This is a genomic window from Alterinioella sp. (assembly GCF_058343375.1).
On the sequence record NZ_JBTUJH010000021.1, the window covers coordinates 1 to 22,814 of the forward strand.

The following is a 22,814-nucleotide window of genomic DNA, read 5'->3' on the forward strand; positions in this document are numbered from 1 at the left end:
CCTGTCATTCCTTTGCATCCTCGCCGCTGCGCCCGTCTATTTATAGACCGGGTCGCGTTTCTGCATCTGCGCCATCACGGTCTCAACCTGGTCCGGCGCGCCGATCAGCGCCGCCTGCAATTCCGCCTCCAGCCGCAAGCCATCGATCAAACGCCCCTCCCACAGCCCGTCGACCAGAGCTTTCGCGGCCCGGATCGCGGCCGGCGACCGCGCTGCCAGTTCATGGGCGAATGCCATCGCGGCGGCATGAGGGTCATCGGCCACGCGGGTCACCAGCCCTTCGGTCAATGCCTCGGTTCCCGACATCACCCGCGCCGTCATGATCAGCGCCTTGGCCCGGTCCGCCGCCATCAGGCGTGGCAAGGACAGGCTGATGCCCATATCGGGAATGAGGCCCCATTTGGCTTCCATGATCGTCAGCCGCGCTTCGGGGGCCGCAATGCGGAAATCGGCCGCCAGCGCGATCTGGAACCCGGCCCCGAAACAGACCCCGTCAAGTGCGGCGATCACCGGCACCGGCAGATCCATCACCGCCTTGGCCGGGGCCTGAAACCGGTTTGCAATGCCATCGGGCGGGGCCAGCATTTCGGCCTTTACCGCCTCCAGATCACCGGCAAAGCCCATCAGCACGGAAATATCTATCCCGGCACTGAAATCGCCACCCTCCCCCGACAGCACGACCGCCCGCAATCCGGGCTCCTTGGCCAGCGCCTCGCAAGCCGAAACAAGCGCCTCCAGCATCTCCAGCGTCACGGCGTTCTTTTTCTTGGGCCGGTTCAGCCGGATCTCGGCCACCGGGCCTTGCGCATTCAAAACCTTGATCAGATCATCCATACCGGCCCCTTTGCTTTGCCCGATCAGACGCGGACCGGCCAATCAGGTCAAGCCTGACCCGGCATTTGCCGCGCATGCAGGATACGGCCAATCAGGTTCAGCAACAGTTGCGCGGCCAGGATCGCGGTGGTGCCGCTGCGGTCATAATCGGGCGCGACCTCGACCAGATCGATCCCCACCACGCGCTGCCGTTTCGCCAGCGCCGCCAGCAGTTCCAGCACCTCGTAATAGAGAAACCCGCCATGGCTGGGGGTGCCGGTGCCGGGTGCGATGGAGGGGTCAAAGCCGTCAATGTCGATGGTGAAATACAGATCCGCGTCTTCGGGAATGCGGGCCAGAACGCCATCGGTGCCCAAGGCCCTTATCTGGCGCACCGAAAGAATATCGGCCCCCATAGCGCGGGCCGCGTCATAGCCTTCCCTGGCGGTGGAGCTGACATTGCGGATGCCAAGCTGGCTGATGCCGGTGACATGGTCCAGCTCGGCGGCGCGGCGCATCGGGTTGCCATGGCCATGGCGCACGCCGTGGCGTTCATCGACGAAATCCAGATGCGCGTCGATCTGGACGATATGAATGGGGGCACGGCCGGCAAAGGCGCGGATGCAGGGGATATTCACCGAATGATCGCCGCCCAGAATGACCGGCAGCGCGCCCTTGTTCAGGATCAGCCGCACCGCGGCCTCGATATTGGCGTGGCTGCCTTGGGTATCGGTGTGGATAATATCGGCATCGCCCAGATCGACGATGCTGGTGTCAGGCCCCAGATAGGTCACGTCATCCTCATGGTCATAGGCCCCGCCATGGCCGAAGGCGAATAGGGTCGAGGCCTCGCGGATGCCACGCGGCCCGAACCGCGCACCGGGGCGCCATTGGGTGCCGAAATCGAACGGCGCGCCGAGGATGGCGACATCGGCGTCCAGCGTCTGCCAATCGGCGAGGTAGGGGTTCTTGGCGAAGGTGGCGATGCCGGTGAATGGCAGGTTGATCCCGCCGCGTTCCTGTCCGTGGCTCATGTCTGACGCTCCCCGAATTACCCCTGTCAGCTGACCCTGTTCACGACCTCAAGGCAAGCGCGGCAAAGCCCTTTCGAAAGGGCTTTGGAACCTTTTTCGAAAAAGGTTCCCCGCGCCGGGTGGCTGAGACCCACGTGTATGCACGAGCTGTGCATGGCGGCGTTTCAATGCGCTTCGGCCCAGTTTGCCCCCTGGCCGGCATCGACCGTCAGCGGCACTGACAGCTTCACCGCCGGTTCGGCCGCGTTTTCCATCACGTCGCGGGCGCGTGCGATCAGCGTATCGGCGGCATCTTCGGCCACTTCGAACAGCAATTCATCATGCACCTGCAACAGCATCTTTGCCGGCAGCCCGTCGATGGCCGCATCCATCCGGATCATGGCCCGCCGGATCACATCCGCCGCACTGCCCTGGATCGGCGCGTTGATGGCGGCCCGATGCGCGAAGCCTGCGCGTGGCCCCTTGGCGTTGATCTCGGGGGTGTGGATCTTGCGGCCAAACAGCGTTTGCACATAGCCGTTTGATTTCGCGAACTCTTTTGTTTCATCCATATAGGTGCGGATGCCGGGGAAGCGTTCGAAATAGGTGTTGATGAAATCCTGCGCGACGCTGCGCGGAATGCGCAGGTTGCGCGCCAGACCGAAGCCGGAAATGCCGTAGATCACGCCGAAATTGATCGCCTTGGCCTTGCGCCGCACCTCTGGCGTCATTTCTTCCAGCGGCACGTTGAACATCTGCGACGCGGTCAGCGCGTGAATGTCGATGCCGTCCCTGAACGCCTGTTTCAGCGCATCAATGCCCGCGATATGGGCCAGAATGCGCAGCTCGATCTGTGAATAATCAAGCGAGACAAGCACATTGCCGGGTTCGGCCACGAATGCCTCGCGAATGCGCCGGCCTTCTTCGGTGCGCACCGGGATGTTCTGCAAATTCGGATCGGTCGAGGCCAGCCGTCCGGTGCTGGCCCCGGCAATGGAATAGGAGGTGTGCACCCGGCCGGTATCGGGGTCGATATGGTCCTGCAGCGCATCGGTATAGGTTGATTTGAGCTTGGACAATTGCCGCCAGTCCAGCACGCGTGCGGGCAGGTCATGTTCGGTGGCCAGATCCTCCAGCACATCGGCACCGGTGGCATAGGCCCCTGCCTTGCCCTTCTTGCCGCCCTCCAACCCCATTTCGTCAAACAGGATTTCGCCAAGCTGTTTCGGGCTGCCGACATTGAAGGGCCGCCCGGCCAATGCGTGAATATCGGCCTCCAGCCCGGCCATCTTCTGGGCAAAGGCGTTTGACATCCGGCTCAGTGTATCGCGGTCGACCTTGATTCCATGCATCTCCATCCGCGCCAGAACCGGCACCAGGGGCCGCTCCAGCGTTTCATAGACGGTGGTGACGCGGCTAATGTGCAGTTTCGGCTTGAAGGTCTGCCAGAGCCGCAGCGTGATATCGGCATCCTCGGCCGCATAGGGCGCGGCATCCTCGATCTTGACCTGATCGAAGGTGACCCTGGATTTGCCGCTGCCCAATAGCGATTTGATCGGGATCGGGCTGTGACCCAGATAGCGTTCCGACAGGCCATCCATGCCGTGATTATGTTCGCCCGCATGCATCGCGTAGGACATCAGCATGGTGTCATCAATCGGTGCGATATCAATGCCATGGCGTTTCAGGATCTTGGCGTCGTATTTCATGTTCTGACCGATCTTCAGAACGCTGGCATCCTCCAGCATCGGCTTCAGCATCGCCAGGGCCTGTTCCAGCGGCATCTGCCCATCCTCCAGCCTGTCGCTGCCAAACAGGTCATCGCCGCCCTGGCTGTGGGTCAGCGGCAGGTAGCAGGCGCTACCCGGTTCGACCGACAGGCTCACGCCCACCAGCCCGGCCTGCATTTCATTCAGCCCGGTGGTTTCGGTATCGACCGCGACATAGCCGCGGGCATAGGCCTGATCCAGCCAGCCTTGCAGGGCCTCCGCGTCGCGCACGATCTGGTAATTGGCGGGATCGAACGGCACTTCTTCGGGCGCGTCCATGCCGGTGTCATCTGGCCGCGTCACGCTCTCGATCTCGGGCGCATCGACCCCCATTTTCGCGGCGACGCGTTTGGTGAGGGTGCGAAACTCCATCTCGGCCAGAAACCCGAGCAACACCTCCGGATCGGGATCGTGAAGCTCCAGATCGTCCAATGTCACCTCCACGGGCGTGTTTTCATCCAGCGTCACCAGCTTTTTCGACAGCAATATCTGATCGACATGGGTCAGCAGGGTTTCGCGCCGCTTTGGCTGTTTGATTTCCCCCGCCCGCGCCAGCAGCGTTTCCAGATCGCCATATTCATTGATCAACAGCGCCGCCGTCTTGATGCCGATCCCCGGTGCGCCCGGCACGTTGTCAACGCTGTCGCCGGCCAGCGCCTGCACATCGATCACCCGTTCCGGGCCGACGCCGAACTTGGCTTCCACCCCTTCACGGTCGATGCGCAGGTTCTTCATCGCATCCAGCATCTCGACGCCGCCGCCGACCAGCTGCATCATGTCCTTGTCCGAGCTGATGATGGTGCAGCGCCCGCCCGCCTCGCGGGCCTGCCGGGCCAGGGTGGCGATGATGTCATCGGCCTCATAGCCCTCCATTTCGAGACAGGCGAGGTTGAAGGCCCGCGTCGCATCCCGCGTCAGCGAGATCTGCGGGCGCAGATCTTCGGGCATTTCCTCGCGGTTGGCCTTGTAGAGCGCATAGAGGTCGTTGCGGAAAGTGTGGCTGCCCTTGTCGAACACCACCGCAACATGGGTTGGCGCATCGGGGCCGTGATTATCCTCGATGAATTTGTGCAGCATGTTGCAAAAGCCCGCGACCGCCCCGATCGGCAAGCCATCCGATTTCCGCGTCAGCGGCGGCAGCGCGTGATAGGCGCGGAAGATGAAGGATGATCCGTCAACCAGATGCAGATGATGCCCTTTGCCGAATGCCATGATGCAGCCCTTCCCTGTCGCGCATGTTCATAATCTGTGCCATGACGCGCCGCGGCCCGCCAGTCAGGAATGATGCCGATGCGCGGAACCGGCCTGCCGATCAAGACCGCATGCGCGTCGTGCCACACTGCCCCGCCGAACCACGGGGGCGGCAAAGCTCAGGTTTCGGATCTGGCGGCAAATGAGCTGTGGATGAATTTCTTGTCGCAATAGCCGCATTCGACCTGACCGGTTGCACGGTCGAGCGACAGCCACACCCGCGGATGACCCAAGGGCCCTTCGCCGCCATCGCAGGACACCCGCCAGGCATCCACAATTTCCGTTTCCGGGGCTTCGATCGTCATCTGGAGCAACCTTTCGCATGGCCTGAGAGCAGAACCTGACGCTGATATTACAAATTCACTGCCGCCCGGCAAGAGGCCCCGCGTGCCAGAGCGAGCAAGCCGGGCCGCGGCGCGGCCGAGGCGCGCCCGGGCGCATCAATCTGCTTTGGCGAGCATCCGGCCAAGCGGGCGACCGGCCAGAACATGGACATGCAGATGCGCCACATCCTGCACGCCATCATCCCCCGCATTCGACAGCAGGCGATACCCGGCACCGCCCGCGCCGGGCACCAGCCCCAGCATCTCGCAGACCTGGCCCACCGCGCGGGTGAAGCCGGCGATTTCGGCATCGCTGGCCTGGGCCGCGAAATGATCGAAATTCACATAAGCCCCTTTCGGGATCACCAGCACATGGTGCGGGGCCTGCGGCGCGATATCGTTGAAGGCCAGCGCATGTTCGGTCTCCAGCACCGTGTCATTGGGGATCTCGCCGCGCAGGATCCTGGCGAAGATATTCTGATCGTCATACATATAAGCCATTGCGGCCGCTCCTCAGTCGTCAAACAGATAGGGGGTTTCTGCAATCTCGCGCGCGGCATCACTGCTGATTCCGAAACATTCCGCAATCGCGGCCGCGTTTTCTTCAACGCTGCGATCCTGGCGCACGCGCCAATGGCTGGAAAAGCCCGCCTCGCGTATGCGGGTCGCCTCGTAGTCAAACTCATGCCGCAGCGTTGGCAGCAGGCGCTCGACCACGCCATTGGGGGTGCCCTCACGCGCCAGCCCAACCCGCTGGGCGTGGCCGATCAGGTAATCGTCGTTAAAGCTGCACTGGATTTCCAGAATGCGCGCTGTTGACTGATCGTTCATGAAATCGCGCATAAGATCCACATTGTTGGGGTCCAGACAGATGATCAGCCGGTCGACCTGGTAGAAATCGAACAGGAGCCGCATCACCGCGCGCCGGTGGCGGTTGCGTTTTTCCAGCGTGCGTTCCAGCCCGCCCAGATGCGGGATCTCGCAGGAGGCTTCATCGAACATGTATTCCAGCCCGCGCGTGCGGGTGACGCGTTTGGCGGTTTCCAGCAGGCGTTTGGCCACATGCCATTTCTTGCACACGATCATCAAAAGCTCTCGCTCCGGGCCCAATGTGCTTTCGTTTTCCCAGAATCTGGGCGCAAAACGCCGCCCGATCCGACCCCGGCCAGCCAGAAACCTGAACAGCGTCTTGCCCTCGCCGGAGATTGCGAACTCCCTCTGGTCCGAGGCCCAGAGCTGCCCCAGCCTTTCCTTCAGTTCCGACGATTCAGGGGATATTTTCCGTGCGAACAGGAAATCCTGGCTCAGCAGCATATCGTAGTGATCGTTATAGAAGGTCACCGGCATGCCGTAATCGGTGAACATCAGGAAGGTCAGCGTGCGGTTCTCGATCTCGCGGTAGGCGACAAGATGATGCACCAAGGTCTGGAAAAACGTCTCATCGGGGATCCAGGTTCTGCGGAAAAACCGCGGCACATCGGGGCGGGCACGGCAGAGTTCGAGAATGGCCTCGATGGTTTTGCGCCGCAGACACCACCACTGGCTGCCGATCATGATCTGGATATCCTCGGGGATGGCGCGTTCCAGCCCGAGCCTTTTTTGCAGGTTCATCAGCGCGTAAAAGAGCGTCTTGTGCTTTCGTTCATTGACAAAATGCCGATAGACCAGCCGTTCGCGCTGCATGCCTGTCTTGATCCAGTCCGAGGCGAAAAAATCAAAGCTTTCGATGAAATCCTTGTCATTGGCATCCAGAAAATCATGCGCATAGGCCGCCGATTTGATCGAATTGCAATCGCCTGACAGCATGTAGAAATGGCTGGCGTCGGGAAAAGCCTCGATCGCCGCTTGAACCGCGCCCAGCGTGGCCTGCACCAGGCTCCATTCGCCCCAGCCGCATTTGATGCGTTTGCGGGCGAAGGTGACCGACGGGTTGTCGGCCAATGCGGTTGTGATCTGGGTAAACTTGTCATTGCCCGATCGGGCATCAAAATGGATCGAAATACAGTCGCCCGCGGCCGTCAGGCGACGCGCCTGCAGGATGACCGCCTCAGGGTCCTTGTGGCACAATAAAATGAAGGCAATTTTTGCCATTAGCGAAACAGAAGCCTCAAACTTTCCTTATTGTTGTGCCAATAAGGCCTAATAGTGGTTAAAGACAGCCTAGATGTTTGACCTTTTCCGTTCAATGCGCACATCTGGCAAAAAAGTGTTGGAGGCAAGTGACGATGGGGTTTCCCGGAACCTGGATGACCGAGAGCGAAAGCGTCGTCTATCGCGTGGTCCCGAAATGCGCCTGCTCGACCATCGGGCAGATCATGTATTACACGGATTCGGGCGAATTTTTCGATGGCGATATCCACGATGCCAAGGCCGGTATGCACAAATGGGCCCTGGAAGATTCGCAGCCCCTGATCGAGGCCAATGTGCGCGCGCATAAATCCTTTGCCTTCACCTGTGTGCGCAATCCCTATACCCGGATTCTGTCCAGTTTCTTTGACAAGATCTGTGGCATCCAGCGCAACGGAAAACGCTATCGCGGCAATCTTGTGCCGCTGCTGATCCAGAAATACGGCATCGAGGTGGGCGGTGAGGATGGCAAGGGCGAATTTGACCAGATCGCCAGTTTTCGCCGGTTTTTGCTGTTTACGCGTGACACCATCCGCTGGCGGCGCCCGATGGACCCCGATATCCATTGGTCGGCGATGTCGGGCCATATTTCGACCTTTATCGTCAATGGCGGGCGCTATGACCGCATTTTCTGGACCGAAAACTTCAATGAGGGGATGCAGGGCGTGCTCGATTCGATCGAGACCAGGCACCCGATCGACCTGGAAACCATCCCGCGCTTCAACGAATCAGAAGGTCACGGGCCGAAGCGGGCGCATCCGGTGGAGGAGTATTTTGACGATCTGTCGATGCATCTGACCTATGAAATCTACAAACGCGATTTTCAGCTGTTCAAGTATGATTTCGAAAATCCGGGCAACAAGATGCCGATCGGCGAGATTGACCTCGATGAGGTGCACGCCAAACTGGGCGATTGAGGGCAGGCTGTTGCGGCGCGCCCTTCTGCATTGCAGCCCCCGACCACAGCAGGAGACAGCAGATGAAAGCACGCGTGACCTGGGTCGAAAACCGGACCTTTATCGGCAAATCCGAAACCGGCCATAATTTCGTGTTTGGCACCAAGGAAGAGGACGGCACCACGCCCGGCCCCAGCCCGATGGAGCTGGTGCTGATCGGAACCGGGGGCTGTTCGGCCTATGATGTGGTCTCGATCCTCGAAAAGGGGCGTGAGCCGGTCGAGCATGTGGTGGTGGAGCTTGGTGCCGAGCGCGCCGATGCCACGCCGGCCGTTTTCACCCGCATCCACATGCATTTCATCGTCACCGGCCGGGGCGTGAACCCGAAAAAAGTGGCCCGCGCCATTGACCTGTCGGTCGAGAAATACTGTTCGGCCTCGGCGATGATGGCCAAGACCGCCGAGATCACGCATGATTTCGAGCTGGTGGACAGCGCGGTGTAAGCCCGCCTCAGATCAACCCCAGCTCGGCGAAGATCAGCTTCAGGGGCCGCTTCGGGCGCGGCCCGATATGGCCGATCACCTCTGCCGCGGCCGCAACCCCCATCTTGCCGCAGGTCTCAGGGTCGCGGCCCGTGGCCATGCCAAAGATGAAGCCGGCCGCAAACTGATCGCCGGCACCGGTGGCATCCACCGGCGTGACTGCGGTTACCGGCACATGAATGCCCTGGTCGTCCTGCCGGATGATCACCGGCTGGCCGGACCGGGTGCAGACGACGATCGGGCAGACCAGGGCCGCCTCCTGCATCGCGATATCCAGATCATGGGTTTCATAGAGCGACAGCCATTCGGCCTCATTGCCGATCACGAAATCCATCTCATCCTCGATCAAGGCGCGAAAACTGTCGCGGTGGCGGTCGACGCAGAACGGATCGGATAGCGAGATACCGGCCAGCCCACCGGCGCGACGGCAGGCCGCGGCCGAGACGGCAAAGGCCTCCTTGCCCTTGTCCTTGTCGTAAAGGTAGCCCTCCAGAAACAGGATGCGGGCATTTTCCATGACGGACGGGTCGACATCCTCATCGGACAGTTCCGCGCCGACGCCGAGATAGGTATTCATCGAGCGTTCGCCGTCGGGGCTGACGAAAATCATCGAGCGCGAGGTTGGTAGATGTTCATCGCCCTCCACCGGCGGATTGGGGAAATCGGTGCCTTCCGCCTGCATCCGTTCGGCATAAAACCGGCCCAATGTGTCATCGCGCACCCGGCCCACGAAGGCGGTGGCAAGACCAAGCGAGCCGATCCCCGCCAGGGTGTTGCCGACCGACCCGCCGGGGGCCTGAACCCGATCCTTCATCGCGGCATAGAGCAATTCGGCGCGTTCGCGTTCCACCAGCTGCATGATGCCCTTGGTGATGCCCATATTTTCCAGAAAATCATCATCCCCATGCGAGATCACATCGACGATTGCGTTGCCGATGCCGACGACGTCGTATTTCTTGTTCATTCGGTTTTATCCTCAAAAGCACAGAGATCATTGATAAGACAGGTGGCGCAGCCCGGCCGGCGCGCCTTGCATTTATAGCGGCCATGCAGGATCAGCCAGTGATGCGCATGGAGCTGAAATTCCGCCGGGATATTATCCTCGATGGCGCGTTCGACCGCATCGACAGTCTTGCCGGGGCAGATGCCCGACCGGTTGCCGACGCGAAAGATATGCGTGTCCACCGCCTGCGCGGGCATGTGCCACCACATGTTCAGAACCACATTGGCGGTCTTGCGCCCGACACCGGGCAGCGATTGCAGCGCCGCGCGGCTGGAGGGCACTTCGCCGCCATATTCCTCGACCAGAATACGGCTCAGCCTGATGACATTCCTGGCCTTGTTGCGATAAAGTCCGATGGTCCTGATATGCTGGATCAGGCGTTCTTCACCCAGATCGAGCATTTTCTGCGGTGTGTCGGCGATCTTGAACAGGGCCGCCGTGGCCTTGTTCACCCCCACATCCGTCGCCTGCGCCGACAGCGCGACGGCCACCAGCAGCGTATAGGCGTTGGTATGGTGCAATTCGCCCTTTGGCTCGGGCTCGGCAGCCTGAAACCGGGTGAAAATCTGGTGGATCGTGGAATAGGGAAGCTGTTTGGCCATAACGCTTTGCCGGGTCTGGGGCGGGTCAGCCCCTGCACTAGAGGCAGAGCGGGCGAAGATCAACGCGATGTGGCCATTCCGGGCCGGGATACGGTCTCATTTTGGCGCAAGATTCGGGTCGCGTGACATGGGCCGAAGCCTTACATCTGAACCCCAAGGAGACATCTGCCATGCCGCCCCGGACCGAAACCGCCTATCATTACAATGTCATCCGCCGCGCGCTGGATATCATTGACGCGGCCCCTGCGCCCGGCCCCTCGCTGGAGGCGCTTGCCGCCGGTCTTGATATGAGCCCGGCGCATCTGCAACGGGTGTTTTCACGCTGGGCAGGCGTGTCGCCCAAGCGCTACCAGCAATATCTGGCGCTGGATCACGCCAGGACGCTGCTGCGGAAAAAATTCACCACGCTTGCCACCGCCGACGCGGTGGGCCTGTCAGGCTCGGGGCGGTTGCATGACCTGTTCGTCAGATGGGAAGCGATGAGCCCCGGTGACTATGCCGGCGGTGCCAAGGGCTTGCGGATAGTCTGGGGCTGGTTCGACAGCCCGTTTGGCCCGGCCCTGGTCATGGGCACCAAAAAAGGCATTTGCGGCATCGGGTTTGCGGCCGAAACCGGGCCGGATGCGACCATGGCCGACCTGCGGGCGCGTTGGCCAAAGGCGCGGTTTGCACAGGATGGTGCCGCGCTGAGGCCCTGGGTCGAGGCCGCCTTTGGAGCCAGTCCCGATCCGGCGCAGCTTTACCTGATCGGCGCGCCGTTTCAGATCAAGGTATGGGAGGCGCTGCTGCGGATCCCGTCGGGCCATGTCACCACCTATTCCGAGATTGCCCGGGCCATCGGCAGCCCCAAGGCGGCGCGTGCTGTTGGCACCGCCATCGGGCGCAACCCGATCAGTTGGCTTATTCCCTGCCACCGGGCCTTGCGAAAATCGGGCGGGCTTGGCGGCTATCACTGGGGTCTGCCGGTCAAACGCGCCATGCTGGCCTGGGAAAGTGCCGAGACTGACATGGCGCGCTCGGCCTGATGATCCGGCAAAATTCCGCCAGAGACAAGATTTCGCTCTGCCGTAACCGATAAGGGCTGTTATAGTCCCGCCCGAAAGACCCGCGAAAGTCGGGTCATATTTTGGGAAAGGCAGCATTATGAATACCCGTCTTCGTCTTGTCATGATTGGAACTATCGCCTCATTGGGCCTGGCGGCTTGTGAGCCTCTCTATACTCAGCCAGCCGACCCGAACCAGAACCGCACCCTTGACGGGGCGATAATGGGCGGCATTTTCGGCGGCTTTCTGGGGGCGATTGCCGATGATGACAACCGGGGCCGCAATGCGGTTCTCGGGGCGGCTGCGGGGGCTGCATTGGGCGGGGCCATCGGCTATTCGCTGGATCAGCAAGCCGCCGATCTGCGCGCTTCGATGGCCAATGACCAGATCCGGATCGACAACCGCGGCGATCATCTGCTGGTGACCATGCCGGACGGGATTTTGTTTGCCACCGACAGCGCCGCCATCAATGCCAGTCTGCAGGCCGATATCCGGGCGCTGGCGCTGAACCTGCGGCAATATCGTGACAGCACCGTTGATGTGATCGGCCATACCGATAATGTCGGCTCGGCCGAATACAATCAGGATCTGTCGGCGCGGCGCGCCAGTGCGGTGGCCGGGGTGATCCTGGAAGAAGGCGTCGCGCCGTCGCGGGTGCGCAGCTTTGGTCGCGGCGAAAGTGAACCGGTTGCCACCAACCTGACGCCCGAGGGGCGTTCATTGAACCGCCGGGTCGAAATTATCATCCGGCCAAACAGCTGATCTCAGGTCTTTCTCTGGACTTCCTTCGATCTGGTCATCTAATCTGACCAATTAGAGGGGGTTCGTGTCATGCCGTTCCAACGTATTGATTCTGAAAAGCTGTCAAATTCCGTGGTGCGCCAGATCGAGGAGCTGGTGCTGCGCGGCATTCTGCGCCCCGGCGAACGCCTGCCCTCAGAGCGCGAACTGTCTGAACGGTTTGGCGTGTCGCGCCCATCCTTGCGCGAAGCAATCTCTAAATTGCAGGATCGGGGCCTGCTGACGACCCGCGCAGGGGCCGGCATCTATGTGGCGGAGGTTCTGGGCAGCGCCTTTTCACCGGCCCTGATCCGGCTTTTTGCGGCCCATGACGAGGCGGTGTTCGACTATCTCGCCTTTCGTCAGGACATGGAAGGGCTGGCCGCCGCGCGCGCGGCGGTGTCGGCCACGACAACCGACCTGAAAGTGATCAACAAGCTGTTTGAAAAGATGGAGGCCGCGCATGGCAAGCGGAACCCGGCAGATGAGGCCGAACTGGACGCGCAATTCCACCTTGCCATTATCGAGGCCAGCCATAACGTGATCATGCTGCACATGATGCGGTCCATGTATGATCTTCTGCAAGAGGGCGTGTTCTACAATCGCTCCGTCATGTTCCGGCAGCGCAATACCCGCGATATATTGCTGGACCATCACCGCGCCATCAATCAGGCCATTCAGGCCCGCGATGCCGATGCCGCGCGCGCCGCGATCGAGGTGCATCTGGGCTTTGTAAAAGAAGCGCTGACTCAGGAAAAAAAGGTTGAACGCAATGAAAGCATCGCCCGCCTGCGTTACGCGCATGAGCAGGAACGCTAGGGCCCTGCCCCTAGGGTCAGGACCCATTAACCCTGCGCCACTGGCGCTGATCTGCCGAAATATCAGTGGTTTGGCGCGCGCCGCCCATGGTGGCTCCATTTGCAAGCGCGCCGAGATGCTGAGATGATGGCAAATCAGCGTCCCTTGGATTTGGCAGATTTTCCCGCTGACTGCGTTCCAGGGCTTTGAAAATCAACCAGATTTACCTGCGCCCTGCGCCTTGTCAGCGAAAAAATCTGCCAAACCAGTGATGCAGGATTAATGGGTCCTGACCCTAGGGTGACCCGCCCGTAAAGGCATTGCCGTTCTGCCAGTCACAGGGCGCATCCTGCATCTCCAGATGCAGCCCAGATCTTGTAAAGGAATGTGCCCGCGCCAGATCCTCGTCGAAATCAATTCCCAGCCCCGGCCGCTCCGGCGCAGCGATGAACCCGTTTTCCACCTTGATGGTCGCGCCGATCAGCCGGGCATGAAAATCAGTCTCGATGGTCTCGACCAGCAACAGGTTCGGGCAGGTCACGCCAAGATGGATATTGGCGGCCCATTCCACCGGACCGGCATAGAGATGCGGCGCGATCTGGGCCCCGAAACCTTCGGCCAGAATGGCAATCTTCTTGCCTTCCCAAAGCCCCCCCGCCCGGCCCAGTGCCGGTTGCAATATGCTGGCGGCCCCGGCGCGCAGAACGGCGGCAAATTCAGCCTTTGTGGTCAGCCGCTCGCCGGTCGCGATCGGGATGCGCAGGGCGCGCGCGACCTCGGCCATGGCATGGTGATTGTCGGGCGGTGTCGGTTCCTCGAACCAGAGCGGGGAATAGGGTTCCAGCGCCTGCCCAAGCCGGATGGCCCCGCCCGGCGTGAACTGCCCATGGGTGCCGAACAGCAGATCGGCGCGGTCGTCCACGGCCGCGCGGATCGCCTTGCAGAAGGCAACCGACCGGGTGATATCCGACATTGCGGGCATATGGCCGCCGCGCATCGTATAGGGACCGGCCGGGTCAAATTTTACCGCGGTCCAGCCTGCATCCACCCTGGCCAGGGCAGCTTCTGCCGCCATGTCCGGCGAGATCCAGAACGCATCCCTGTCATGATGCGGCAGCGGATAAAGGTAGGTATAGGCGCGCAGGCTTGCATTCATCCGCCCGCCCATCAGCGCCCAGACCGGGCGATCACGCGCCTTGCCCAGAATATCCCAACAGGCGATCTCCAGCCCCGAAAACGCCCCCATGACGGTGGGGTCGGGCCGTTGCGTGAAGCCGCTGGAATAGCTGCGGCGGAACATCCGCTCCAGATCCTCGGGGTTTTCGCCCTCGAAATAGCGCTGAAACACATCCGCGATGACGGCCTGCATCGCAATGGGGCCAATGGTGGACGCATAGCATTCGCCATAGCCGGTAATGCCGCAGGCGGTGGTCAGCCTGGTGAAGATCCAATAGCGCCCGCCCTGGCCGGGATCGGGCGGGGCAACGATGAAGATCTCAAGGCCCGCGATCTTCATGCCAGCATGATCACGTTGCGCCGGGCATTGCCCGCGCGGGTATCGGCGATGGCCTCATTGATCTGATCCAGCCGCCAGCGCCGCGAAATCAGCGTATCCAGATGCAACCGCCCCTGCGCATACATATCGACCATCCAGGGAATATCGCGCGCCAGCACGGTATCGCCCATCTTGGTGCCGCGAATGCCCTGCCCCATGGCGGCAAGGATCACCGGTTCATAGCCTGCCCTGGCCCCCGAATGCGGCATGCCGACGGCATAGACCATGCCGCCGCGCCCCAGAAGCCGCAGCGCCTGATCATAGGCCGCGATGGCACCGACAGTGACAAACACCGCATCAGCCATGCGCCCATTGGTCAGTCTGGCAATCTCTTTCCAGGGTTTTTCAGTGCTGGCCAGAACGCCATCCGTGGCCCCGAAGGCGCGGGCATCGGCCAGTTTTTCGACCGACAGATCCATCGCGATGATCCGCGCCGCCCCGGCGATCCGGGCCCCCTGAATGGTGTTCAACCCGACGCCGCCCGCGCCGATCACCACCACATTCTGCCCGGGCCGCACCTTGGCGGTGTTGACCACGGCACCGATGCCGGTGATCACCCCACAGGCCAGCAGGCTGGCAACATCGGCGGGCATATCATCGGGCAACGGGGCAAGCTGGCTTTGATGCACAACCACCGCCTCGGCAAAAGCACCGCATTCCATCGCCTTCGCCGCCGGGCTGCCATCGGCCAGCGTGATCGTCGGGGCGGCGTCGGAATTGCCATCGCAGTAAACCGGGGCCCCGGACGCGCAGGAGCCGCAACTGCCGCAGGATTTGATCAGCGTCACCAACACTTTCTGGCCAATCGCATAACCCGTCACGCCTGCGCCCAGGGCCGTGATCCGGCCTGCCGCCTCGTGGCCATAGACCGCAGGCAGGCTGCCACCCCAGCCACCGTCGATATAGGAAATGTCGGAATGGCAGATGGCCACCGCCTCCAGCCGCACCTCGACCTCGCCCTGCAAGGGCGCGCGCAGGGTGATTTCTTCTATCGTCAGATCTTGCCCGAAAGCATGGCACACGGCGGCTTTGACTGTGGTCATCGGCAGGGGTTTCCTGTTGTCTTTCGCCACAGGATGCGGTGCGCGTGCCGAGCCTGCAAGCCATAACGCGCCCTGTGGTGGGTTTCGTTGCGACATGAAAACGCGGCAGTTGCGCATCGGTTGCAAGTGACCGACAAAGACGGGGCATTCTCCTATCCGGGCCACAGATCCATGCAGACCCTCAAAATCGGCGACCACAGCCTTCATATCCGCGACGATGGCGACCCGGGTGGCGCACCGGTGGTGTTTTCCAATTCGCTCGGCACCGATTTGCGGCTGTGGGACGATGTTGTCGCGCTGCTGCCGCCCGGCCTGCGCATCATCCGCTATGACATGCGCGGCCATGGCCTGTCGGATTGCCCGCCCGCGCCTTACTCGATGGGGGCGATGGTGCATGATCTCGAGGCCATTCTGGATGCGCTTGGCGTGCGCGACGCGGTGCTGGTGGGCCTGTCGGTCGGCGGCATGATTGCGCAAGGTTTGGCGGCCAAGCGGCTGGATCAGATCCGGGCGGTGGTGCTGTCCAATACCGGCGTCAAAATCGCCACCAAGGCGATGTGGCAGGACCGGATCGACATGGTTGCCGCGCAAGGGTTGGCCGCAATGTCGGACGCAATCATGGAACGTTGGTTTTCGCGCAAGTTTCGCGAAAGCGGCGCGATGGCCCCCTGGAAACGCATGGTGGAGACCACGCCGGCCGTTGGCTATGCCGGGGTCTGCGCTGCCATTGCGGGGGCCGATTTCATCACCCCGACCAGCGGGCTGCGCCTGCCCGCCATGGTGATTGCGGGATCCGAGGATGGCGCGACGCCGCCCGATCTGGTGCGCGAACTGGCCGCTCTTATCCCCGGCGCGCGGTTTGAACTGATGCGCGGCGCGGGCCATCTGCCTTGCGTCGAACAGCCCCGCGACTATGCCGCTTTGCTGAGCGATTTTCTGACCTCCATCGGACATCGGAGCACATCATGAGCATCAGCCCCTTCGACAGCGCGCTGTACCGCGATCTTTTTGCAGAGCCTGAAATTGCCCGGCTATTCACCGACAGCGCCGAGATCCGCGCCATGATGCTGGTCGAGGGCTGCCTTGCCAAAGCGCAGGGCGAGCTTGGCATGATCCCCGAGGCAAGCGGCGCATTCCTGCATCGCGCGATGATGGAGATCCAGATCGATCCATCCGGGCTGACGCGCGAGACCGGGCAAAACGGCGTCCCGGTCCCGGCGCTGGTGGCGGCGATGCGCAGGGCGCTGGAGGCCCCCGAACATGCGCAATATCTGCATTGGGGCGCGACCAGCCAGGATATCATCGACACCGGGCTGGTATTGCGGCTGCGCCAGGCCCTGACCCTGATCGAGGCACATAAGGCCCGGCTGCTGCGCGGTCTGGCCGATCTGGCCCGGACCCATGCCGAGACACCGATGGCCGGGCGAACCTATGGGCAGACGGCCACCCCCACCAGTTTCGGCGCGGTGGTGGCGTCCTGGGGCTGGCCGCATCTGAACCATCGCGACCGGTTGCATGAATTGCGCCCGCGCCTGTTGCGGGTCTCGCTATCGGGGGCTGCGGGCACCGGTGCAATATTCGGAGACGCCGCCCCGGATTTGCGCCGGGCCATGGCCGAGGCGCTTGGCCTGGCCGATCCCGGCCATAGCTGGCACAGCGCCCGCGATGGCATTGCGGAACTGGCCGGGTGGCTCACGCTGGTCGCGGGCAGTTTCGGCAAATTGGGCGAAGATTTGGGCCTGCTGGCGCAAAGCGATAGCGGCGAGGTTCGGTTCGCGGCGGCCGGGGCCTCCTCGACCATGCCGCAGAAACAAAACCCGGTGGGGGCGGCGGTGCTGGTGGCGCTGTCGCGCCACATCATGGCCCTGAACGGGGCGATGCAGGCGGCGGCATTGCACCGCCAGCAACGCGATGGCGCGGCCTGGTTTACCGAATGGCTAAGCCTGCCCGCGATGGTGATGGGCGTGGCCAGGGGGCTGTCGCTGGCCGCCGATCTGATCGAGACGCTGCAGCCGCAGACCGACCGGATGGCGAAAAACCTTGCCGATCCGCTGGATCTGATCCGGGCCGAAGCGCTGAGCTTTGCGCTGGCCGCCCATATGCCCCGCCCCGATGCGGTTGCAATCGTGAAAACCCTCTGTCACGAGGCGATGCAGACCGGCACGCCGCTGACCGCGCTCCTGGCGCGTGATCATCCGGGGCTGGAGCTGACACATGCGGATCCTCTCGGCCAGGCCCCGGTTGAGGCACGCGATTTCGCTGCCGCTGTCTCTGGGCTAGTCAAGGATGCCTGACCGGCTGCCGCTGACGTTCATCCTGATCACCATAGTGCTGGATGCGATGGGCATCGGGCTGATCATGCCGGTGATGCCGGATCTGATCCGCGAGGTGCAGGGGGTTTCGCTGTCTGACGCCGCCGTTTGGGGCGGCATTCTGGTGGCCTCTTTCGCGGTGACGCAGTTCTTGTTCAGCCCGATGCTGGGAAACCTGTCAGACCGCTTTGGGCGGCGGCCGATCCTGCTGATATCAATGGCGATGATGGCGGTCGATTACGTGATCATGGCGCTGGCGGGCACCATATGGTGGCTGTTGATCGGGCGCTTGCTTGGCGGCGTCACGTCGGCGACGCATGCCACTGCCTCGGCCTTTATTGCCGACATATCCGCCCCCGATAAACGGGCGCAGAACTTTGGCCTGATCTCGGCCGCGTTCGGCATCGGGTTCATCATCGGCCCGGTGATCGGCGGCTTGCTGGCGGGGTTTGATCCGCGCGCGCCCTTTGTTGCCGCAGCTCTTTTTGCCGCCGCAAATTTCGCGCTTGGCTATTTTGTTCTGCCCGAATCCCTGCCACCCGAAAAACGCCGCGCTTTTCAGTGGCGCCGCGCCAACCCTTTGGGCGGGCTTTTGCAGATCGGCAGATTGCCGGGCCTGAAATGGATGCTGGTGGCGATGTTCTTCTATTCGGTCGCGGGCTATGTCTACCCCGCCATCTGGGCCTATTACACGCAAGAGGCCTTTGGCTGGGATGCGCGCATGGTGGGGCTGTCGCTGGCGCTGTATGGTGCCGGCATGATCATCGTGCAGGGCGGGCTTGTCCGCATTGTCATACCCTGGTTGGGCGAGGCGCGCGCGGTCATCTACGGGCTGATCATCGATGTCGCTGCGCTGCTTGCCTTCGGCTTTGCCAGTCAGGCCTGGATGATCTGGGCGCTGATTCCCTTTGCAGCGCTCGGCTCCATCGCCACACCGGCGATCACGGCATTGATGAGCCGGCGTGCCAGCGCTGACCAGCAGGGCGAGTTGCAGGGTGTGCTCGGCTCGATCAACGCGATGTCGATGACCATTTCGCCGCTGATCATGACGCAGGCCTTTTTCTGGTTCACCCGCGATGGCACCAGCCTCTATCTGCCCGGTGCCCCCTTTCTTCTGGCCATGATCCTGATGGTCGCGGCGCTGGCAATGTTTCTCGGCTCTTTGCGCCGCGACGGTTAATCCTGCGCCGCGCCGATGCGGATATGGGCCATGATCTGACCATGATCCGAGGCCAGCTTGTTATAGGGCGCTTCGGGGTGCGAGCCGTCGGTCAGATGGTCATTCAGAACCGAAAAATAGGTCATTTCACCAATCGCACCCGGTGTCTCGGGCAGGAAATGGCGCGACAGGAATATCTGGTCGATGCTTTCGAACCTGCCACCAAAAGCGGCGGTATAGACCATGTCGCGCAGGGATTTCCGCACAAAGAGGCGTTCGGCTGAATGCAGCCGCGCGGCCTCGACATCGGCCAGGATCTGTTCCGCCTCGATCTTTGTATAGCGGTCGCCGGCATGGGTCGCATCATGGCGGCGCATCCAGGCGTAATTCTTGAACGGCACCTCGCCCGCGATGATCTCGGAGGCCACCGCGTTCTCATGGTCGTTGAAATCGCCCAGCACGATGACGGGCTGCCCGGCATTGAGTTCTTCTACAATATTTCGGCGCAGGATAAACGCCTCGGCCATGCGCCGCAGCGCGGCGCGCAGGCTGCCCATGGCGCGACCCACAGGGTCGTAATTGGTCAGATCGGCGGCGGGCGCAAAATCGGCACCTGCGGGGCGATCAAATTCCCCCAGTTTGGATTTCAGATGGCAGTTGAAAACCGTCACCACCTTGCCGCCCATCTTGATCCGGGCCTTCAGAATCGGGCGCGACAGGCGGGCAAGGGTGAAACTGCCCGCCCCCGCATCGCCGCCAAGCGCCGAGAACGGAATCTCCAGCGCCGGGGTGACCGCCTGAATGACCTCCGGTTCGCCGACAAAGCCGAACCGGGACACCAGCGCCAGACCGGGGCGCCGATCGCCGGGGCCGCCATCATTGAGGTTGGGCGCGAAACTCAGCGCGGCCTCGGCATATCCCTCGACCTTGAGGCACCGGAAAATGGCCTTGCGGGCATAGCGGCGGCGCGGATTGGGTTGCGCCACATCGTTCAACTCCTGGCCGCGCCGGTCGGCCTCGGCCATCACATCGGCCAGCGCGCTTTCGGTGAATATTTCCTGAAACCCGATCACATCGGCATCCAGCGCCAGCACCTGTTCGGCCAACCAATCGCGTTTCCAGGCATATTCCTCATCGGTGTATGTCTCGAACCGGTAATATTCCTGTTCGGCCCCGATCAGGTTCTTGACGTTGAAACTGGCAATGGTGATGTCGGTCATGCTGCATCTCCGAATTCGGCCAAGACATGGGCAAACAGCGCGGCATCGACATTGCCGCCGGTGGCCACAACGATGACATCGGGGCCGGTCACGGTATCGGGCTGGAAAAGTGCTGCCGCCAGCGCCGCCGCCCCGCCCGGTTCCAGCACGATCTTGAGCCGTGAGAAAGCCAGCGCCATCGCCCGCAGGCAATCGCGCTCAGGCACCACAATGCCGGGCCCGCAGAGCCGGGCCATGATCGGAAAGGTGATCTGCCCGGGCCGGGGCGTCAGGATCGCGTCACAAAGCGAGCCGGAATGCCGCGCGTTCTCCTCGATCCGGCCAGATGCCAGCGATCGGGTGACATCATCGAACCCTTCAGGCTCCACCGGGCGGGCGCGCAGGCCGGGCGCTTTGGCCTCCAGCGCCAGCGCGATGCCCGAGGTCAGCCCGCCACCGCCGCAACAGACCAGCACATCGCCGGCATCCACACCGACCGCGGCAGCCTGTTCGGCAATCTCCAGCCCGACACTGCCCTGCCCGGCAATCACCTGGGCATTGTCAAAGGGCTTGATCAGCGTCAACCCGCGCGCCGTCACCATCTCGGCGGCAATGGCATCCCGCGCGGTGGCGTCGTTGCGATCATAGGTCACCACCTCAGCGCCCAATGCGCGGGTATTGGCCAGTTTGGTCGCCGGCGAATCGGCAGGCATCACAATGACTGCCTTCACGCCATGCAGCTTTGCCGCCAGCGCCACGCCCTGGGCATGATTGCCCGATGAAAATGCCACCACGCCGCGTTTGCGAACATCCGGTGCCAGGCCCGACAGCGCCGACCAGCCGCCGCGAAACTTGAACGATCCGGTATGTTGCAGCGCCTCGGCCTTGACCAGCACCCGCCGCCCGGCGATGTCATCGAGGAATGGCGAGGATAGCAGCGGCGTGCGCCTTGCGTGGCCATCAAGGCGCGCGGCTGCAGCCTCGATCATGGCGATATCGGTCATGTCAGTCTTTCCAGAAATCGGGCGATTGCGGCCAGGCTGCCGGGTTCATCCAGAAAGGGCACATGGCCCCGATCAGGGATCTCGGCATAATCCATATCGGGGCGCAGATCGCGCATCCTGGCCGCTGTTTCCGGCGTCAGAAGGTCGGAGTTCGCACCTCGGATCAAGCCAAGCGGCAGCCCCTCCAACATGCCAAATAGCGGCCACAGATCGGGCGGTTCCAACCCTTCCGATTGCGCCTCGATCGCGTCGCGCAGCCGGGGATCATAGCGCAGGCCAAGCGCGCCATCCTCGGCCACCGACCAACAGCGGCGGGCAAATTGCGCCCAGGTCGCGGCGGGCACGTTGCGAAACCGGGGGGCCATGCGCGCCGGCAGGCCGGCCACCGCATCCGCCAGCGTCGCAAAGGGCGGCGGCGCACCCAGATAGGTCATGATGAAACCCAGCCCGGCGGCGTCGATATCGGGGCCGATATCGTTCAGCAACACGCCCGACAGCCGCGATTTATGCGCAAAGGCCAGCGTCATGGCAATCAGACCGCCGCGCGAGGTGCCCAAGATGGCGGCCTGGTCCAGCCCCAGATGATCGAGCAGCGCCAGCGCATCGGCACCCTCCTGCCCCACCGAATAGGTCATCGGGTCGGGCGCGAATTCCGAGGCCCCGCGGCCGCGACTGTCCAACCGGATGATCCGGGCGCGGGTGGCGAAATGTTCGACCACCGGTTCAAAATCATCCATGTTCCGGGTCAGGCCCGCCAGGCAGAGCAAGGGCGGCCCGCGGCCCTGATCGTCATAGGCAAGCTGCAACCCATCAATGGTGCGAAAGTTTTTCACGAAAAACGTCTCGCGATGGCAGGCACTGATACCAGATCATCCGCCACATGGTCGGGCGGATCGGGCAGCCTGTCCATCGGTTCGCCCGCCCGGTTCACCCACAAGACCCGGAAGCCATAGGCCTTGGCGCAGGTCGCATCCCAACCGTTGGAGGACACGAACAGCACCTCATCGCGCGTGCAGCCGAAATGCTGTGTCACCAAGCCGTAGACCCGCGCATCGGGCTTGAAGATGCCCACGGCTTCGACGCTCAAGACCGCATCCAGATGATCGCCGATCAGGGCGCTTTCGACGGCACCTTGCAGCATCGCGGGCGAGCCGTTCGACAAGATGCCGGTGGCCATCCCGGCCGATTTCAGATCCGCCAGCATCTGCGGCACTTCAGGATAAGCGGCCAGGGTGAAGTAGAGCCCCAACAGCCGTTCGCGCAATTCCGGGTCGCTTTGGCCGCAGCGTTCCAGCGCCCAATCCAGCCCGTCCTGGGTGACCTGCCAGAAATCAATGTGATGCCCGCTCAGCGCCCGGATCCAGGTATATTGCAGCTGCTTGGCGCGCCAATGGGCGGAAACATCCTGCCAGACGGCGGCAAAGCCTTCCTGTCCCGGTGCCTCGGCCACGGCGCGGGCGGCGGCGTTGACGTCAAACAGTGTTCCGTAGGCATCGAAAATACAGGTCGTGATCGGCATTGGCCCCTCCGCTTTTACCCGGCGCAGAGTTGCACAAGGCAAGGCGCGTCACAATTCGCAAT

Annotated in this window: 22 protein-coding genes; 8 read left to right on the forward strand and 14 right to left on the reverse strand. The window is 62.4% G+C overall.

Annotated features, from left to right (window positions below; genetic code table 11):
• Positions 1 to 36 precede the first annotated feature (36 nt).
• From ACW8PS_RS03900 to ACW8PS_RS03925, 6 genes are all read right to left on the reverse strand, one after another.
• Positions 37 to 834 (reverse strand): crotonase/enoyl-CoA hydratase family protein, encoded by a 798-nt coding sequence (locus ACW8PS_RS03900; protein WP_491525970.1) that lies wholly within the window; start codon positions 832 to 834, stop codon positions 37 to 39.
• Positions 835 to 881: 47 nt separating this feature from the next.
• Positions 882 to 1,847, reverse strand: a complete 966-nt coding sequence (gene speB / locus ACW8PS_RS03905; RefSeq protein WP_491525971.1) for an agmatinase — start codon at positions 1,845 to 1,847, stop codon at positions 882 to 884.
• A gap of 164 nt (positions 1,848 to 2,011) precedes the next feature.
• Positions 2,012 to 4,807 (reverse strand): DNA polymerase I, encoded by a 2,796-nt coding sequence (gene polA / locus ACW8PS_RS03910; protein ID WP_491525972.1) that lies wholly within the window; start codon positions 4,805 to 4,807, stop codon positions 2,012 to 2,014.
• A 158-nt stretch (positions 4,808 to 4,965) separates the two neighbouring features.
• Positions 4,966 to 5,151: a zinc-finger domain-containing protein gene (locus ACW8PS_RS03915; protein ID WP_491525973.1), complete on the reverse strand. Its 186-nt coding sequence runs from the start codon at positions 5,149 to 5,151 to the stop codon at positions 4,966 to 4,968.
• A gap of 135 nt (positions 5,152 to 5,286) precedes the next feature.
• Positions 5,287 to 5,670: an HIT domain-containing protein gene (locus tag ACW8PS_RS03920; protein ID WP_491525974.1), complete on the reverse strand. Its 384-nt coding sequence runs from the start codon at positions 5,668 to 5,670 to the stop codon at positions 5,287 to 5,289.
• A gap of 12 nt (positions 5,671 to 5,682) precedes the next feature.
• Positions 5,683 to 7,260 carry a DUF5928 domain-containing protein gene (locus ACW8PS_RS03925; RefSeq protein ID WP_491525975.1) on the reverse strand — a complete coding sequence of 526 codons (1,578 nt, stop codon included), beginning with the start codon at positions 7,258 to 7,260 and terminating at the stop codon, positions 5,683 to 5,685.
• Positions 7,261 to 7,394: 134 nt separating this feature from the next.
• Between ACW8PS_RS03925 and ACW8PS_RS03930 the strand changes: the two genes are divergently transcribed.
• Together ACW8PS_RS03930 and ACW8PS_RS03935 are read left to right on the forward strand one after the other, a co-directional pair.
• A complete protein-coding gene (locus ACW8PS_RS03930) occupies positions 7,395 to 8,213 on the forward strand; it encodes a sulfotransferase family protein (RefSeq protein ID WP_491525976.1) in 819 nt (272 codons plus the stop codon).
• Positions 8,214 to 8,275: 62 nt separating this feature from the next.
• Complete coding sequence (locus tag ACW8PS_RS03935) at positions 8,276 to 8,695, forward strand: OsmC family protein (RefSeq protein ID WP_491525977.1); 420 nt, start codon at positions 8,276 to 8,278, stop codon at positions 8,693 to 8,695.
• A gap of 7 nt (positions 8,696 to 8,702) precedes the next feature.
• Here the strand turns inward: ACW8PS_RS03935 and ACW8PS_RS03940 are convergent, their stop codons facing one another.
• On the reverse strand, positions 8,703 to 9,698 hold the full coding sequence (locus ACW8PS_RS03940) for an adenosine kinase (RefSeq protein ID WP_491525978.1): 996 nt from the start codon (positions 9,696 to 9,698) through the stop codon (positions 8,703 to 8,705).
• Entirely contained in the window at positions 9,695 to 10,339 is a 645-nt protein-coding gene (gene nth / locus ACW8PS_RS03945; RefSeq protein WP_491525980.1) for an endonuclease III, read from the reverse strand. Before nth ends, ACW8PS_RS03940 begins: the two co-directional genes overlap by 4 nt.
• Positions 10,340 to 10,509: 170 nt before the next feature.
• Here nth and ACW8PS_RS03950 point away from each other — a divergent pair, with 170 nt between their 5' ends.
• The 3 genes from ACW8PS_RS03950 (at position 10,510) to ACW8PS_RS03960 (ending at position 12,982) form a co-directional block, all read left to right on the forward strand.
• The gene (locus tag ACW8PS_RS03950) at positions 10,510 to 11,364 is read left to right on the forward strand and encodes a methylated-DNA--[protein]-cysteine S-methyltransferase (RefSeq protein WP_491525981.1); all 855 of its coding nucleotides are present in this window, start codon (positions 10,510 to 10,512) and stop codon (positions 11,362 to 11,364) included.
• A 118-nt stretch (positions 11,365 to 11,482) separates the two neighbouring features.
• Positions 11,483 to 12,145 carry a YiaD family glycine zipper/OmpA-like lipoprotein gene (locus ACW8PS_RS03955; RefSeq protein ID WP_491525982.1) on the forward strand — a complete coding sequence of 221 codons (663 nt, stop codon included), beginning with the start codon at positions 11,483 to 11,485 and terminating at the stop codon, positions 12,143 to 12,145.
• 69 nt (positions 12,146 to 12,214) lie between these two features.
• Positions 12,215 to 12,982: an FCD domain-containing protein gene (locus ACW8PS_RS03960; RefSeq protein WP_491525983.1), complete on the forward strand. Its 768-nt coding sequence runs from the start codon at positions 12,215 to 12,217 to the stop codon at positions 12,980 to 12,982.
• Positions 12,983 to 13,256: 274 nt separating this feature from the next.
• On the opposite strand, the gene ACW8PS_RS03965 is transcribed toward ACW8PS_RS03960, so the two are convergent.
• Entirely contained in the window at positions 13,257 to 14,477 is a 1,221-nt protein-coding gene (locus ACW8PS_RS03965; protein ID WP_491525984.1) for a mandelate racemase/muconate lactonizing enzyme family protein, read from the reverse strand.
• A complete protein-coding gene (locus ACW8PS_RS03970; protein WP_491525985.1) occupies positions 14,474 to 15,559 on the reverse strand; it encodes a Zn-dependent alcohol dehydrogenase in 1,086 nt (361 codons plus the stop codon). Before ACW8PS_RS03970 ends, ACW8PS_RS03965 begins: the two co-directional genes overlap by 4 nt.
• 171 nt (positions 15,560 to 15,730) lie before the next feature.
• On the opposite strand from ACW8PS_RS03970, the gene pcaD reads away from it, so the two are divergent.
• Genes pcaD through ACW8PS_RS03985 form a run of 3 tightly spaced genes read left to right on the forward strand, consistent with a single transcriptional unit; the run spans position 15,731 to position 19,051 of the window.
• The gene (gene pcaD, locus ACW8PS_RS03975) at positions 15,731 to 16,528 is read left to right on the forward strand and encodes a 3-oxoadipate enol-lactonase (RefSeq protein WP_491525986.1); all 798 of its coding nucleotides are present in this window, start codon (positions 15,731 to 15,733) and stop codon (positions 16,526 to 16,528) included.
• The gene (locus tag ACW8PS_RS03980) at positions 16,525 to 17,853 is read left to right on the forward strand and encodes a class-II fumarase/aspartase family protein (protein ID WP_491525987.1); all 1,329 of its coding nucleotides are present in this window, start codon (positions 16,525 to 16,527) and stop codon (positions 17,851 to 17,853) included. The genes pcaD and ACW8PS_RS03980 overlap by 4 nt, the downstream gene beginning before the upstream one ends.
• The gene (locus ACW8PS_RS03985) at positions 17,846 to 19,051 is read left to right on the forward strand and encodes a TCR/Tet family MFS transporter (RefSeq protein ID WP_491525988.1); all 1,206 of its coding nucleotides are present in this window, start codon (positions 17,846 to 17,848) and stop codon (positions 19,049 to 19,051) included. The genes ACW8PS_RS03980 and ACW8PS_RS03985 overlap by 8 nt, the downstream gene beginning before the upstream one ends.
• Here the strand turns inward: ACW8PS_RS03985 and ACW8PS_RS03990 are convergent.
• Genes ACW8PS_RS03990 through ACW8PS_RS04005 form a run of 4 tightly spaced genes read right to left on the reverse strand, consistent with a single transcriptional unit; the run spans position 19,048 to position 22,752 of the window.
• On the reverse strand, positions 19,048 to 20,250 hold the full coding sequence (locus ACW8PS_RS03990) for an endonuclease/exonuclease/phosphatase family protein (RefSeq protein ID WP_491525989.1): 1,203 nt from the start codon (positions 20,248 to 20,250) through the stop codon (positions 19,048 to 19,050). The genes ACW8PS_RS03985 and ACW8PS_RS03990 overlap by 4 nt on opposite strands.
• Positions 20,247 to 21,233 carry a threonine ammonia-lyase gene (locus tag ACW8PS_RS03995; RefSeq protein ID WP_491525990.1) on the reverse strand — a complete coding sequence of 329 codons (987 nt, stop codon included), beginning with the start codon at positions 21,231 to 21,233 and terminating at the stop codon, positions 20,247 to 20,249. The genes ACW8PS_RS03990 and ACW8PS_RS03995 overlap by 4 nt, the downstream gene beginning before the upstream one ends.
• Entirely contained in the window at positions 21,230 to 22,066 is an 837-nt protein-coding gene (locus ACW8PS_RS04000) for an alpha/beta fold hydrolase (protein WP_491525992.1), read from the reverse strand. Before ACW8PS_RS04000 ends, ACW8PS_RS03995 begins: the two co-directional genes overlap by 4 nt.
• The gene (locus tag ACW8PS_RS04005) at positions 22,063 to 22,752 is read right to left on the reverse strand and encodes a haloacid dehalogenase type II (protein WP_491525993.1); all 690 of its coding nucleotides are present in this window, start codon (positions 22,750 to 22,752) and stop codon (positions 22,063 to 22,065) included. Before ACW8PS_RS04005 ends, ACW8PS_RS04000 begins: the two co-directional genes overlap by 4 nt.
• Between the last annotated feature and the right edge of the window lie 62 nt (positions 22,753 to 22,814).